The 14,545-nt window shown below is 66.7% G+C and carries 11 protein-coding genes and 2 pseudogenes; 4 read left to right on the top strand and 9 right to left on the bottom strand.

The annotated features are described in order from the left end of the window. Window positions 1–259: 259 nt before the first annotated feature. The 7 genes from MAAFP003_RS20740 to MAAFP003_RS20710 all read right to left on the bottom strand — a co-directional run bounded on the left by MAAFP003_RS20740 (window position 260) and on the right by MAAFP003_RS20710 (window position 7,191). Entirely contained in the window at window positions 260–958 is a 699-nt protein-coding gene (locus MAAFP003_RS20740; protein ID WP_096289617.1) for a C39 family peptidase, read from the bottom strand. Between the two features lie 126 nt (window positions 959–1,084). Then, window positions 1,085–1,441, bottom strand: a complete 357-nt coding sequence (locus tag MAAFP003_RS20735) for a DUF4189 domain-containing protein (protein ID WP_096289616.1) — start codon at window positions 1,439–1,441, stop codon at window positions 1,085–1,087. 51 nt (window positions 1,442–1,492) lie between these two features. Then, window positions 1,493–2,227, bottom strand: a complete 735-nt coding sequence (locus tag MAAFP003_RS20730; protein WP_096291300.1) for an LppX_LprAFG lipoprotein — start codon at window positions 2,225–2,227, stop codon at window positions 1,493–1,495. Window positions 2,228–2,573: 346 nt separating this feature from the next. Further along, a complete protein-coding gene (locus tag MAAFP003_RS20725) occupies window positions 2,574–2,909 on the bottom strand; it encodes a DUF732 domain-containing protein (RefSeq protein WP_096289615.1) in 336 nt (111 codons plus the stop codon). 165 nt (window positions 2,910–3,074) lie between these two features. Further along, the gene (locus MAAFP003_RS20720; protein ID WP_096289614.1) at window positions 3,075–3,410 is read right to left on the bottom strand and encodes a DUF732 domain-containing protein; all 336 of its coding nucleotides are present in this window, start codon (window positions 3,408–3,410) and stop codon (window positions 3,075–3,077) included. Window positions 3,411–3,541: 131 nt separating this feature from the next. Continuing rightward, entirely contained in the window at window positions 3,542–5,437 is a 1,896-nt protein-coding gene (locus tag MAAFP003_RS20715; protein WP_096289613.1) for an ABC transporter ATP-binding protein, read from the bottom strand. Continuing rightward, window positions 5,434–7,191: an ABC transporter ATP-binding protein gene (locus tag MAAFP003_RS20710; protein ID WP_096291299.1), complete on the bottom strand. Its 1,758-nt coding sequence runs from the start codon at window positions 7,189–7,191 to the stop codon at window positions 5,434–5,436. The genes MAAFP003_RS20715 and MAAFP003_RS20710 overlap by 4 nt, the downstream gene beginning before the upstream one ends. A gap of 185 nt (window positions 7,192–7,376) precedes the next feature. On the opposite strand from MAAFP003_RS20710, the gene MAAFP003_RS20705 reads away from it, so the two are divergent. Both MAAFP003_RS20705 and MAAFP003_RS20700 read left to right on the top strand, forming a co-directional pair. Next, complete coding sequence (locus tag MAAFP003_RS20705; RefSeq protein WP_096289612.1) at window positions 7,377–7,928, top strand: DUF3558 domain-containing protein; 552 nt, start codon at window positions 7,377–7,379, stop codon at window positions 7,926–7,928. Beyond that, on the top strand, window positions 7,928–8,473 hold the full coding sequence (locus MAAFP003_RS20700; protein WP_165796463.1) for a DUF3558 domain-containing protein: 546 nt from the start codon (window positions 7,928–7,930) through the stop codon (window positions 8,471–8,473). Before MAAFP003_RS20705 ends, MAAFP003_RS20700 begins: the two co-directional genes overlap by 1 nt. A gap of 6 nt (window positions 8,474–8,479) precedes the next feature. Here the strand turns inward: MAAFP003_RS20700 and MAAFP003_RS20695 are convergent, their stop codons facing one another. Both MAAFP003_RS20695 and MAAFP003_RS20690 read right to left on the bottom strand, forming a co-directional pair. Continuing rightward, window positions 8,480–8,956: a SixA phosphatase family protein gene (locus tag MAAFP003_RS20695; protein WP_423790926.1), complete on the bottom strand. Its 477-nt coding sequence runs from the start codon at window positions 8,954–8,956 to the stop codon at window positions 8,480–8,482. Between the two features lie 32 nt (window positions 8,957–8,988). Further along, a pseudogene (locus MAAFP003_RS20690) lies at window positions 8,989–10,262 on the bottom strand (HNH endonuclease signature motif containing protein). A 489-nt stretch (window positions 10,263–10,751) separates the two neighbouring features. Here MAAFP003_RS20690 and MAAFP003_RS20685 point away from each other — a divergent pair. Continuing rightward, the gene (locus MAAFP003_RS20685; protein WP_096289610.1) at window positions 10,752–11,894 is read left to right on the top strand and encodes a metallophosphoesterase family protein; all 1,143 of its coding nucleotides are present in this window, start codon (window positions 10,752–10,754) and stop codon (window positions 11,892–11,894) included. Beyond that, window positions 11,891–14,512: pseudogene (locus MAAFP003_RS20680) on the top strand (AAA family ATPase). The gene MAAFP003_RS20685 and the pseudogene MAAFP003_RS20680 overlap by 4 nt, the downstream one beginning before the upstream one ends. The last annotated feature ends 33 nt before the right edge of the window (window positions 14,513–14,545 follow it).

Genomic DNA, 14,545 nt, shown 5'->3' with positions numbered 1-14,545 from the left:
TTCCCTGCGCGGCGTCATCTGCCCATACGGTGAGTCATTCCTTGACATTGTGATACGAACCCACCGAATTCGGTAATACCGGTGAACATTGGTGTGCCGCGGTTTCGGCGTTGCCGCCGACTGAAATGCGTTCCCTGCCAGCGTGATCATGGACGGCTCGCTCGAATTCGGTTGGGATTCATCGAAACGCATCAGGCGGGCAGCCGGCCCGATGCGTGTGCTTCGGGTGGCTGCCCGCCGGTTTGCCGTGCGTGTGCGGCTAGGTGGTGAATACCATCAGCTGCTTGCTGGCCTCCCAGGCTTTCATGAAGAGCGCCATCGGGATCTGCTCGTCGCGGCCGTCCTTGGTGCCGCTGTCGTTGAGGTGGACCACATCGTTGGCGGTGTCGATACCGGTGACCACCACCGCGTGGTCACCGCGGGGGTTGCCCTTGTCGTCCTTGTTTTCGACGGGCTGGCCCCAGATGAGTTCTCCGTTGACGCTGACGATGACCTTGTGGCCCTCGCCGAGTTGCTCCTCGAGCCCTTCGATGCCACCGAGGATGCCGTCTTTGGCGGCGTGCTCCCTGTTGGTGATCGTGCCGTTGATCTTGTACAGCTCCAGCAATGTCGGGATGTCCGCAAAGCTGGTGCCCATACCGGAATTCGGGTTCTTGGTGTTGGCCGGCGTGGTGTAGATCGAACCGGGGTGCACGACGCTCGGCGTGGCTTGGGCCGCCTTGATGATGGCCCGCTCCGAGGGCTCCTTGCCGGTGATCTGGCCGATCACGTCGGCGCTCGACATCAGGACGCAGTCGTCGTACTTCTGGTAGCGCCAGTACTTGGCGGCGGCCACCGGGTCGCCGTACATCGTGCCGGCGGCGGCGCCGGCCGGTGCGGCCAATCCCAGCGCGACGGCAACGGCGATGATTGCCAGGGTGGCGGTCTTGGCGATCGCGGCGATCTTCGTGGTCTTCATCGTTGTCCCCTTTTCTCGTCCCGCGGTTGTGCGGGGTGGTTGAGAAAAGGCTCTGATCGTGGCCTATTTGTTATCTCCACGAATTCTTGGAGTGACCTCGCGCCGTCCGCGCGGGGATGAAGACCGCTAGTTGCACGCCCACGTGTCGATGGAGCCGCCACCGAGTTTGGTCAGCGCGTCCCTCATCGCGGCGGCCAGGGTGGCGCCGACTCCGCCCTGGAACGCCCTGCCATTGGTCGCGACAGCGCCGCAATCGGTGAAGCTGGTCAGCACCTTGCAGTCCGTGTAGGCGCAATTTTTGACCGCGGTGGCCTCCGCGGCCGGCCGGGTCGGGTAGTCCCAGCTGCGGCCCCAGGAACCGTTGCTGGAGTAGGCGATCGCGCCGTATTGATCGGCGGCGCCGGCCGCGGGAGCCAGCGCGACGCTGACGACGGCGGCAGCGGCCATGCCGGCCATCGTGAACCGCCGGCGACGAGTAATCATCCTCATTGGTGATTCCTTTCCGAGTGCCGGCGGTCCGGCGGTTTGCACGGTCTACACAGGCTTGGTGGCGGTGACTGTCTTGCCCCAGTCCGACATCGTCAGCGTCACCGAGGTGTCATTCGTGGGATGGACCTGGAGCTGGACCAGGTGTGAGGAGCCGTCCGAGGCGATCCAGACCGTGGTGGGCACCGTCGTCACACTCTGGGCGGTCAGCTTGGAGCCGGCCAGCGTGGCGACGTCGTCCGCCGACGAGTTGCCGGTGATCTTGGTGGTCGCGACGCCGTTGACCTGCTCGGTGCCGGCCACCGCGCCGCCCTGCAGTTTCGACAGCAGGTTGGCCAGCCCCTTACCGGGGTCCAGCAGCACCGACACGTTGTAGATCGAGGCGCCGTTGCCGAAGTCGGTGTAGGTGCCCGGTTGCCCGAGGTCGGAGTAGAGGTGGCCGTCGACGTAGACGAACTTCGCGTCTTGCGGGGATTTGCCGACGAGCAGCGTCGCGCTACCGGTGGCAACCGTCTGCGGTGTGTTGGAGATGTCGCCGTCGAGCTTGGTCACCCGCAGGTTGGGCACGTCGCCCTGCACCGCCACGCTGACGTGCATCCCGGTCACCTTGGTCATCGCGTCCGCGGCCTGCTTGAGCAGCGTGGCCGCCTCACTGCTGGAGGTGGTGGCGGTGGTCCCGGGCGATTTGCCGGTGTTCGAATTGCTCGAGCAGCCGGCGATGGTGAGGACGAGGGCGAGCGCGGCGGCAGCGGCGGCGCTAACGGTGCGAGGCGAGAGCTTCATCGACATCTCCTTGAAGTGTTGGCCACAGCTGCTTCCTGCATATCAATCGCCGCGCAGCAAATCAACAGCCGCCCTGAAAGCTTAGTGAGGCCGATGCCGGATTCGGAAGGTCTGAATCGGGTCACGCGGCCTTGATGAACCGGCCCGCAGCCGGATGTCTGCCACCGATGCGATGAATTACCTTGATTGACAAAGCGTTCCAATGCGGCTTCGGTGTTGTGGACGCGGCTGTTCCGTCGAGTGCAGTGCGTGGCCGGCGCGCAGGTGTGCGTGTCTGTGGCCAATGCATATGCCTAACGGGGGGATCCCGGTTACCGAGATCCCCGCGTTAGGCCGGTGCTGCGATTCAGCTGAGCGGGCCGCCCAGTTGCGGGCAGTACGCGGTGGCCGCATTGACGACGAAGTGGGCGGCCTGGCTGCGGGTCAGGTTCGTCTGGCCGACGACCTCGTTGGCGATGTCGACGCCACTTTCGCCGGAGGCCAGCGCCTGGCACACCTTCTGGCCATTGTTGACTGCCTCCGCCGGTGAGGTGAAGGTGACGCCCACCTTGCCCATCTGCGTGATGAAGGAGTCGTCGACGGTGCTGGCGCCGGCAACGCCGGCGCTGGCGACTGCGGCGATCCCGATGGCGGCGGCGCCGATCGCGGTGCTGGCAATTGTGCGGATACGGTGAGCGAACATAGCTGTGGTCCTTTCGGGTGTGCGGTCTGTCTGGCCGATGAACACAGCGTCGCGCCGACCCCTAAAAGGATTCTCAATGACTTGGCCGGCGGACTTGGCCGGCCGGTAAATGGCGGATGGGGGATCCCGGTTACCCGAGACCCCCCATCCAGTGGGTGGGCGCGATTAGGTGAGCTGCGGTGCGAGTGACGGGCAGTAGGCGTGGGTCGCGTCGACGACGAAGTAGGCCGCCTGGTGGTTGGTCAGGTCCGTCTGCTGCAGGATCTCGGTGGCGATGTCGGTCCCGGTTTTGCCGGCGGCGAGTTCCTGGCAGACCTTGTGGCCGTCCTTGATGGCGTCCGCCGGCGAGCGGAAGGAGATGCCGAGCTTGTCCATCTGAGCGAGGAACGCGTCGTCGGCGGTGGTGGCTCCGGCGGTGCCGGCGGTGCCGATCGCGACGATCCCGATGGCGGCGCCGCCGATGATGGTGCTGGCGATGGTGTTGATGCGGCGAGTGAACATTGCTGTGATCCTTTTCAGGTGTGCGGTTGGGGTGCTGATGGGACTAGCGTCAGCCGCACTTCTAAATGGATCCTCTATAACTTCTTGGCGCCGTTTCAGTAACGCCTCAGGTTCGCGGCCGGACCGAAAACTCAGACCCTGGTCATCGCGTAATAGGCGCCGCGGAGCGCCATCAATTCGGAGTGGTTGCCCTGCTCCACGACGCGCCCGGACTCGACCACCACGATGCGGTCGGCATCACGAATCGTCGAAAGTCGGTGCGCAATAACGAAACTCGTGCGGTCGCGGCGAAGCTCGTGCATGGCCCGCTGAATAAGCGCCTCGGTGCGGGTGTCCACCGAGCTGGTTGCCTCGTCCAGAATCAGTAGCTGCGGGCGGGCCAGAAACGCGCGGGCGATCGTGATCAGTTGCTTCTCGCCGGCGCTGATGTTGGCGCCGTCGCCGGTGACCCGGGTCTGGTAGCCGGCCGGCAGGGTCTGGACAAACCGGTCGACATAGGCCGCCCGGGCGGCTTGGACCACCTCGTCCGCGTCGGCGGCGGGGCGTCCATAGGCGATGTTCTCCGCGATGGTCCCGTCGAACAGCCAGGTGTCTTGCAGCACCATGCCGATTCGCGATCGCAGGGCTTGCCTGCTCATCGTGGTGATGTCGACGCCGTCGATGGAAATGCGGCCGGAATCGGCGTCGTAGAAGCGCATCAGCAGGTTAACCAGCGTGGTCTTGCCCGCTCCGGTCGGTCCGACGATCGCCACGGTGCTGCCCGGCTCGGCCGTCATCGACAGGTCTTCGATCACCGGCGTGCCGGGGCGGTAGGCGAAGCTCACGTGCTGGAATTCGACGCGTCCGCGCGGCTGGCCAATGGGCGGCATCGGCGCGGCGTCCGGCGCTTCCTCGGGCTCGTCGAGCAGCTCGAACACCCGCTCGGCGCTGGCCACCCCGGATTGCAGGGTGTTGTACATCCCGGCCACCTGGCTCAGCGGCGTGTTGAACTGCCGGACGTATTGGATGAACGCCTGGATGTTGCCGAGGGTGATGTGCCCGGTGGCCACCTGCAGGCCGCCGATCACCGCGACCGCGACGTAGCCGAGGTTGCCGATGAACGTCGTGGCCGGTGCCACCAAACCGGAGAAGAACTGGGAGCCGAAGCTGGCGTGGTAGACGTCGTCGTTGAGGCGGCGGAATTGTGCGCGTGCCGCCTCCCGGTGACCGAAGGTCCTGACCACGGTGAATCCGCTGTAGGTCTCTTCGATGTGGGCGTTGAGCGCTCCGATGCTGGTCCACTGCGCCACGAACAGGCGGTGTGAGCGACGCGCGATCGCGCGCGATGCCAGCAGCGACAGCGGCACGGTCAGCACGGTGATCAGCGTCAGCAGCGGCGAAATCGACAGCATCATGACCAGCACGGTGACGACGGTCAGGATCGACGTCAGCAGCTGGCTGATCGTCATCGAAAGCGAGGATTGGACGTTGTCGATGTCGTTGGTCACCCGGCTCAGCAGCTCGCCACGCAGCCGTCCGTCGAAGTAGGACAGTGGCAGTCGGTGGACCTTATCCTCGACCTCGCTGCGCAGCGCGACCATGGTGCGCTGCAGAGTCAGGTTGAGCAGCCGGGCTTGAGACCAAATCAGAAACGCGGCAACGATATACAGAGCCAGGGCAAGGGCCAGTGTTCGTGCCACCGCGCCAAAGTCCACGCCCTGGCCGGGCACCACGTTCATTCCCGACAGCAGGTCGGCAAACGTTTCGTCACCGCGCGCTCGCGCTTGGGCGACGGCCTGTGCCTTGCTGATTCCCGCCGGGAGCCCGCGCCCGATCACGCCGTTGAAGAGCAAATCGGTAGCGTGCCCGAGGATTCGGGGAACAATGACGCCGATCACCGTGCCGGTCAGGCCCAGGGCGATTACCGCGATGCTCAGCGCCCGTTGGGGCGCAAGCCGTTCCACCAGCCGGGCCGCGGTGCCCCAGAAGTCCCGGGATCGCGTGCGGGGCGCGGTTTCGCGGGCGACCCGGTTCGTCGCCGTGGTCACCGCGGTCCTCCTACTTGGCCTGATCGCAAGGCGCCGACCGACTGCGAGTCGGCGAATTCCGCGTAGCTGGCGCAGTCGGCCAACAGCGACTCGTGGGTGCCCGAGCCCACTATCTTCCCGTCGTCGACGACGACGATGTGGTCGGCCTGGGACGCGGTCGAAATACGCTGTGTGACAACGATGATGGTCGCGTCGCCGGAGATCTCCCGCAGGGCGGACCGGACCCGCGCGTCAGTGTGCACGTCGAGCGCGGAGAACGCGTCGTCGAACAAGTAGATGGCCGGGCGGCGGATGACGGCCCTGGCGATCGCCAGCCGTTGCCGTTGTCCGCCGGAGAAATTCATCCCGGCCTGGCCGACGCGCATCTGCAGCCCGTCGGCGTGCGCGCGCACGAATTCGTCGGCCGCCGCGACCCGCAACGCTTCCCACATCTCCTCGTCGGTCGCGTCGGCCTTTCCGAAGCGCAGGTTCTCCGCGACGGTGCCGGAGAACAGATATCCGCGCTGTGGGACCAGGCCGATCGCCGACCAGAGCCGCTCGGTGTCGTAGTCGCGGACGTCGAGGTCGTCGAGCAGGACCGCACCGTCGGTCGCGTCGTAGAGCCGACAGATCAGCGACACCAGCGTCGACTTGCCCGAGCCGGTGCTGCCGACGACCGCGGTGGTGGTGCCGGGTAGTGCGGTCAACGAGATATGTTGCAGCACAGGGCGGTCGGCGCCCGGATAGGTGAACGTCGCACCGTCGAGGCGGACAACGCCGGTGATCCCCGCGTCCGGAAGCCGGGGATGTTGCGGGCTCTCGATGGCGGGACGGGTGGACAGCACCTCGCTGATCCGCTCGGCGCATACCGACGCGCGCGGCAGCACCACCAGCGTCATCGTCGCCATCAACACCGCCATCAGGATCTGCGTGAAGTAGGCCAGAAACGCGGTCAGCGAGCCGACCTGCATCTGGCCGCGATCGATGCGCAGCCCGCCGAACCAGATCAGCGCGACGCTGGACACGTTGATGGTCAGCGTGGTCACCGGAAGCATCAGCGCTTGCCAGTTGCCGGCGGTCAGGGATGCATTCGACAGCGCGGTGTTGGCGCGGGAAAACCTCTCGCGCTCAAAGCTTTCGCGGGTGAAGGCCCGGACTACCCGCACGCCGGCCAGCTGGTCGCGCAGCACCCGGTTGATGCCGTCGATCAGAGCTTGCATGCTGCGGAACAGCGGCAGCATGTGCGACATGATCCAGTAGTTGGCCACGGCCAGGATCGGGACGCTGACGAGCAACAGCCAGGTCAGTGCGGCCTCTTGGTGGATGGCCATGAAGACCCCGCCGATGCACATGATCGGCGCGGTGATCAGTACCGTGCCCGTCATCTGAACCAGGTACTGGATCTGCCGGACATCGTTGGTGCTGCGGGTGAGCAGCGTCGGCGCGCCGAATCGGGCGGTTTCGGGCTCGGAGAAGGTGGTGACGTGTTCGAACATCGCCAGTCGCAGGTCGCGGCCAAACCCCATCCCCGTGCGTGAGCCGAAGTAGGTGGCCCCGACCGAGCACAGCACCTGCAGCCCGGTGACGGCCAGCATCACCACGCCGAGCCGGACGATTGTCGCGGTGTCACCCTTGCTGACGCCGTCATCGATGATCGCGGCGTTGACCGTCGGCAGGTACAGCGTCGCCAGCGTGCTGATCAGTTGAAGCACCATCAGCACCGCCACCAGCCGGCGGTACGGCCGGATGTACTGGCGCAGCAGTGCCAGAAGCATTTGGTAACTGTCGCATACGGCACGCATCGCGGGGCGCAGCACCGCCGGGCGGTTGGGTGCGCGCGCGTCGCCCGGCAAACACTTTGAAATGCCTGCTCAGGTGGCGCGTCGGTGGTTGACCCGGTGGGCTGCCGCTACAGTGCATCGTGTGGACCAGCAGCAGGCTGAGCAGAAGCAGGGTAGCGGTGCGTCGTAACCTCACGGCGCTGGCCATTGCGGCCATCACGATCTTCGTCCCGGCGGTTGCGGGCTGCTCGGGTTCCGGCGACAACAAGCCGGGCGGGACGTCCTCGTCGACGCCGGGCAACGCGGAGGGCCACCACGGACCGATGTTTCCGCAATGCGGAGGCATCAACGACCAGCAGGTCGCCGAGCTGACCAAGGTCAGCGGGCTGATCAACACGGCGCGCAATTCCGTGGGCTGCCAGTGGTTGGCCGGCGGCGGCATCCTCGGTCCGCACTTCTCTTTCTCCTGGTACCGCGGCAGCCCGATCGGGCGTGAGCGCAAGACCGAGGAGCTGTCGCGCGCCAGCGTCGACGACATCAACATCAACGGTCACAGCGGCTTCATCGCCGTCGGCAATGAGCCGAACCTGGGCGACTCGCTGTGCGAGGTCGGCATCCAATTCCAGGACGACTTCATCGAGTGGTCGATCAGCTTCAGCCAAAAGCCCTTCCCGCCGCCGTGTGACATCGCCAAAGAACTGACTCGTCAATCGATTGCGAACTCGAAATGATGACAAGACGCGTCCGGACGGCGGTGGTCATCTTGACCGCCGCGCTGATGGTCCTGACCGGTTGTTCGAGGTCGATCGGCGGCAACGCCGTCAAGGCCGGCGCCGGCGGGGTGCCGCGCAACAACAATTCCCAGCAGCAGTACCCGAACCTGCTGAAGGAATGTGAGGTTCTGACCAGCGACATCCTGGCCAAGACCGTGGGCGCCGACCCGCTCGACATTCAGAGCACGTTCGTCGGCGCGATCTGCCGGTGGCAGGCGGCCAACCCGGCCGGCCTGATCGACATCACCCGGTTCTGGTTCGAGCAGGGCAGCCTGAGCGAAGAGCGTAAGGTCGCGGACTTCCTCAAGTACAAGGTGGAAAACCGGACGATCGCCGGGGTGAGCTCGATCGTGATGCGTCCGGACGACCCGAACGGTGCCTGTGGGGTGGCCAGCGACGCCGCCGGTGTGGTCGGCTGGTGGGTCAACCCGCAAGCACCTGGTATCGATGCCTGCGCTCAGGCTCTCAAGCTGATGGAGCTGACGCTCTCGACGAACTCCTGACGGGGTTCAGCGCGGGATGTGAAAGCCGATCAACGCGGCTCCGTCTAGCTGCAGGTCCTTCCAGTTGCCGGTCACCTTCAGGATCGCGATCGCCGACGTCGGGAACTTCTCTGAAATGCGTTGCACTGCAGCCACATCGGTGCCTTCGTCTCTCGCCAGACCGAGCGCCAGCGACGACATGGTCGGTTCGTGTCCGACGACGAGCAGAGTGTCGACGGAGTCGGGAACCTTATTGATCTCGTCGATCATCGTCCCGGTGGTGGTGTCGTAGAGGCTTTCGCGGAATTGCACGGGCGCATCGATGCCAGTGCGGTCCAGGGTCTGGCGGGTCCGGGTGGCCGTCGAGCACAGCACGGCGTCGATGTCGGGTTGATTGGCGCGCAGCCAGTCACCGCCCAGCGCCGCTTCCCGGATGCCCCGGGGTGCCAACGGCCGCTCGTGGTCCCCGACACCGGGTGGGTATCCAGATTTCGCATGCCGCATCAGCAGCAGGGTGCGCTCGCCGTTCACGCGGCTCACGCTACGTCGTCTCCGTCGTGGAGGAGTTTGTTGGGGTGGTGGTAGGTGTTGGTGCGGGGTTGGCCGCGATCCAAATGGGGTGGGGGGATCCATTCGGTGTGGCCGTTGGGGTGTTTTCGGGTGGTCCAGCCGCGGGGTTGTAGGAGTCGGTGGTGGGGGCCGCAGGCCAGGGTGAGGTTGTCGATGTCGGTGTCGTGGCATTGGGTGTAGTCGGTGATGTGGTGGACTTCGCAGTAGTAGCCGCCGACGGTGCAGCCGGGAGCGGTGCAGCCGCGGTCTTTGGCGTACAACACGATTCGTTGGCCGGGGGAGGCGAGGCGTTTGGCGTGGTATAGGCCGACGGGTTTGCCTTCATCGAAGAGGGTGAGGTAGTGGTGGGCGTGGCGGGCCAGGCGGATCACGTCGGAGATGGGTAGCCGGCTGCCGCCGCCGGTGATCGCGTGGCCGGCGGCGGCTTCAAGCTCTTGCAGGGTGGTGGACACGATGATGGTGGCGGGTAGCCCGTTGTGCTGGCCCAGTTCCCCGGAGGCCAGGACCGCGCGCAGGGCGGCGTTGAGCCCGTCGTGGTGGCGTTGCGCGGGTGAGCGGGGGTCGTGGTCGATGGCGTCCTGTGTCGGAGCCCCGTCCACGCAGGGGGTGTCGTCGTCGGGGTTGCACATGCCGGGGGCGGCGAGCTTGGCCAGCACCGCTTCCAGCGACGCCCGCGCCTCCGGGGTGAGCCAGCCACTGAGTGCGGACATGCCGTCGAGTTGTTGGGGGCCCAGGGTCAGCCCGCGCCGCCGCGCCCGGTCGGTGTCGGTGTAGTTGCCGTCGGGGTCAAGCAATCGGTCAGGTGTTCGGCGAACCCGAGGAGTTGATCGGGCCGGTACTGGGTGGCCAGCCGCGCCAGGTCGGCTTCGGCGCGGGTGCGGGTCTCGATGTCGATCCAGCCCGGTAGCTGGTGGTAGAAGCGGCGGATCACCGCGACATGCTCGCGGCCCAGCTTTCCGGCCCGTTGCGCGGTGGCGGTCGCGGCCAGCACCGGCGCCAACGGTTCGCCGGTCAACGCCCGCCGCTCGCCCAGGTCGGCGGCTTCGCGGACCCGCCTCCCGGCGTCGGCGCGGCTGATCAGCGTGGCATCGGCGATTGCGTGGGACAGTTTGCCGCCCAACTCCGCCGGCGTAGCCTCCTGCTGGAGTTGAGTGATCAGTGGGTGCTCGCCGGCGGATAGGCGGCGCCGCACCTTTTCGTAGCGGGCCAGCCGGTCCAGGCGCTCGCGGGTGTTCAGCATCGAGGAGTCCAACCCGAGCACGGCATCGAGGGCGGCGTCCAACGCCTCAAAGGCCACGTCCTGCGCGGGGGCCACACCTGAACTCATGCCCTGAAACTATCGGCACCCACCGACAGAAAACCCCCACCCAGAGACCACTGAAACGAAAGTGGCACAAGAGAATTCACCCGTGTGCACCCACGCCGATTGTCGCTACTAGGCGGGCAAATCACCGCGTGGTCCGAACACTTCGGCAGGCGGCCGGCCCCAGCCTGCCAGCCCAAGCCCACGCCGATTGTCGCTACGAGGCGGGCAAATCACCGCGTGGTCCGAACACTTCGGCAGGCGGCCGGCCCCAGCCTGCCAGCCCAAGCCCACGCCGATTGTCGCTACGAGGCGGGCACAAAGTCACATGGACCGAGGCATGCCGGTGCGCTTCCCAAGAGTTGTCGGCCAACCAATTTAGACTCGCGATGCCTTGATAGCCACGTCACGAAAGGGGGAGCCGGGATGCGATTCCTGCACACCGCCGACTGGCAGCTGGGAATGACTCGCCACTTCCTGGCCGGCGACGCCCAGCCGCGGTATTCGGCCGCGCGGCGCGACGCGGTGGCCGGCCTGGGCGCCCTCGCGACCGAGGTGGGCGCCGAGTTCGTCGTGGTCGCGGGTGACGTCTTCGAACACAACCAGCTCGACCCGAAGGTGATCGGGCAGTCATTGGAAGCCATGCGCGCCATCGGTATTCCGGTCTATCTGTTGCCCGGCAACCACGACCCACTCGACGCGTCGTCGGTATTCACCAGCGCGTTGTTCACCCGGGAATGCCCGGACAACGTGATCGTGCTCGATCGGACGGGTACGCATCAGGTGCGGCCGGGCCTCGAGATCGTCGCCGCGCCATGGCGGTCCAAGGCCCCGACCGCCGATCTGGTTGCCGAAGTCCTCGAGGGACTCGACGCGGGCTCCGTCACCCGCGTGCTCGTGGCCCATGGCGGCGTCGACGTGCTCGACCCCGACCGCGAGAAGCCGTCGCTGATCCGGCTGGCCGGGCTCGAAGAGGCGCTGACCCGCGGCGCGATCCACTATGCGGCACTGGGGGATAAGCACTCGCTCACCCAGGTCGGTGAGAGCGGCCGGGTCTGGTACTCCGGGTCGCCGGAAGTCACGAATTTCGATGACGTCGAATCCAATCCGGGGCACGTCCTGGTCGTCGACATCGACGAGAGCAACGAGGTGGCGGTGACGCCCCGGCACGTGGGCCGTTGGCAGTTCGTCACCCTGCACCGTCAGGTCGACAGCAGCCGCGATATCGCCGACCTCGACATGAATCTCGATCTGATGACCGACAAGGACCGCACCGTGGTGCGCCTGGCACTCACGGGTTCGTTGACGGTGACCGACCGCGCCACCCTGGACGGCTGCCTGGACAGATTCGCGCGGCTGTTCGCCGACTTGCGCACCTGGGAACGCCACACCGACCTCGCGGTGATACCCGCCGACGGCGAGTTCACCGATCTCGGCATCGGCGGATTCGCCGCCGCGGCCGTCGAGGAGCTGGTGGCCACGGCGCGCGGGGACGACACCGACTCCGCGACCGACGCCCAGGCCGCACTGGCGCTCTTGCTGCGCCTCACTGATCGGGGCGCGGCGTGAAGTTACACCGGTTGGTCCTGACGAACTATCGCGGAATCGGCCACCGCGAGATCGAGTTTCCCGACCACGGCGTGGTTGTGGTCAGCGGGGCCAACGAAATTGGCAAGTCCTCGATGATCGAGGCGCTCGACCTGCTGCTGGAGTCCAGGGACCGGTCGACGAAGAAGGAAGTCAAGCAGGTCAAACCCACCAACAGCGATGTCGGCTCGGAAGTGACCGCCGAAATCAGCAGCGGCACTTACCGTTTCATCTACCGCAAACGCTTCCACAAGAAGTGTGAGACGGAGTTGACCGTGCTGGAGCCGCGCCGCGAGCAGCTGACCGGCGACGAAGCCCACGAACGGGTTCGCAGCATGCTCGCCGAAACGGTGGACAACGACCTGTGGCACGCCCAGCGCGTGCTGCAGTCCACATCGACGTCCGCGGTGGATCTTTCCGGCTGCGATGCCCTTTCGCGTGCACTCGATGTCGCGGCCGGTGACGAGGCCGCCCTATCCGGCAACGAGCCGCTGCTGATCGACCGGATCGACGCCGAGTACGCGCGCTATTTCACCCCCACCGGGCGCCCCACCGGCGAGTGGGCCACGGCCATCGCTGCACTGTCCGACGCCGACGCTGCGGTTGCGGAGTGCACGGCGGCCGTCGCGGAGGTCGACGACCGGGTGCGTCGCCATGCCGCGCTGACCGAGCAGGTGGCCGAACTGTCGCAGCTGCGGCTTGCGGCCGGCCCGCGGTTGGCCGTCGCGCAAGCCGCCGCGGACAAGGCCGCCGAACTCACCCGCCAAGCGCGGGAAGCCAAGCTGGTCGCGGCCGCCGCCGCGGCGACCAGTGCAGCGGCCGACGCCGCACACCACGGCCGGTTGCGTCTGGTCGCTGAAATCGCAACGCGCACTGCGGCTGTCGCGACTGTCGAGGCGGAAGCTCAACTAGCCGCCGATGCGCTGACGGCCGCGCAGGCCGATGCCGAGGCGGCCGGTACCGCGTTGCAGGAAGCCACCCGAGTTCTGGCCGATCTGCAGACCCGCGTCGAATCGGCCCGCCGCGCCGTCGATCAGCTCGCCGAGCGCGAGTAGATCGACCGGTTGAGCGCCCGGCTGGCCAAGATCGATGCCATCCGCCGTGACCGTGACCGGGTCGGTGCGGAGCTCTCCGAGGTCGTGCTCACCGAGGAGCTGCTGCGCCGAATCGAAAGCGCCTCAGCGGCGGTCGATCGCGCCGGCGACCAACTGACGTTGATCTCGGCGGCCGTCGAGTTCACGGCGGTCGCCGACATCCAACTCGCGGTCGGGGCAGAACGTGTCTCGTTGTCGGCGGGTCATACCTGGTCGACGACGGCCACCGGCCCGACCGAAGTCGAGGTTCCGGGTGTCCTCACCGCGCGGATCACTCCCGGTGCGACCGCGCTTGATATACAGGCGAAATATGCGGCGGCACAACAAGAACTGGCCGACGCACTAGCCGCAGGTGACGTGGCCGACCTCGCCGCGGCGAGACTGGCCGACCAGCACCGCCGCGAATTGCAGAGCGTCCGCGACCAATTGAGCGCGACGCTGGCCGGACTGTGCGGCGACGACGATATCGATGTGCTCCGGGAGCGGCTGGCACAGCTGCGCGCCGGGCAGCCGGCCGAGCCCGATCTGTTCGCCATCGATATCGCCGCTGCCCGCGCCGAACTCGACGCCGCGCGGGCCGCTCGCCTGGCCGCGGAAGCCGCATCCGAGGCCAGTCGCCGGGCCGCCGCGGCCGCCGATGCGAAGCTCGTCGAAACCTCCACCCGGGCAAAACTTTTGCTCAACGAATTGACAACGCATCGAGCCGAACTCGCCAGGGCGACCGAACAGCTCTTGGCCGAGCGTACCTCGGTGGCCGACGAGGACCTGGCTTCGTCGGCGCAGGCCGGACGGCAGGCCGCGGCAACCGCCGAGCGTCAGGCCGCCGAACTTGCCGAAGAATTGTCCGCGGCTGCGCCCGATGCGGTGACCGCCGAATTGGCCGCGGCCAACGAGGCTGCCGCGTCGCTCGGGGCGAGCTACGAAGACGCGGCTCGCTCGCTGCGCGAGCTCACCATCGAACTGTCGGTGTTCGGCAGCGAGGGTCGCCAGGGCAAGCTCGATGCCGCGCAGGTCGAGCGTGAGCACGCCGCCAATCAGCACAACCGGATCGGCGGCCGGGCCCGCGCCGCACAGCTGTTGCGTTCCGTAATGGCCCGCCATCGCGACACCACCCGGCTGGGCTATGTCGAGCCCTACCGCACCGAATTGCAGCGACTCGGCCGCCCGGTGTTCGGGCCCAGCTTCGAGGTCGACGTCGACACCGACTTGTGTATCCGCAGCCGAACACTCGATGGCGTCACGGTGCCGTACGACTCCCTATCTGGCGGGGCCAAGGAGCAACTCGGTATCCTGGCGCGGTTGGCCGGCGCCGCGCTGGTAGCCAAGGAGGACGCCGTTCCGGTCGTCGTCGACGACGCGCTCGGGTTCACCGACCCGCAGCGGCTGGCCAAGATGGGCGAGGTGTTCGACACCGTCGGCGCGCAGGGTCAAGTGATCGTGTTGACCTGTAGCCCCGATCGTTACGACAGCGTGAAAGGTGCGCACCGCATCGATCTCAATGCGTAGCACCCGCCGCGCTGCTGATCGCCACTGACCCCG

Origin of the sequence: Mycobacterium ahvazicum, assembly GCF_900176255.2 — a bacterium.
GTDB lineage: Bacteria > Actinomycetota > Actinomycetes > Mycobacteriales > Mycobacteriaceae > Mycobacterium > Mycobacterium ahvazicum.
The sequence above is the reverse complement of the archived record's forward strand: the minus strand, read 5'-3'. Positions and strand labels throughout refer to the sequence as shown.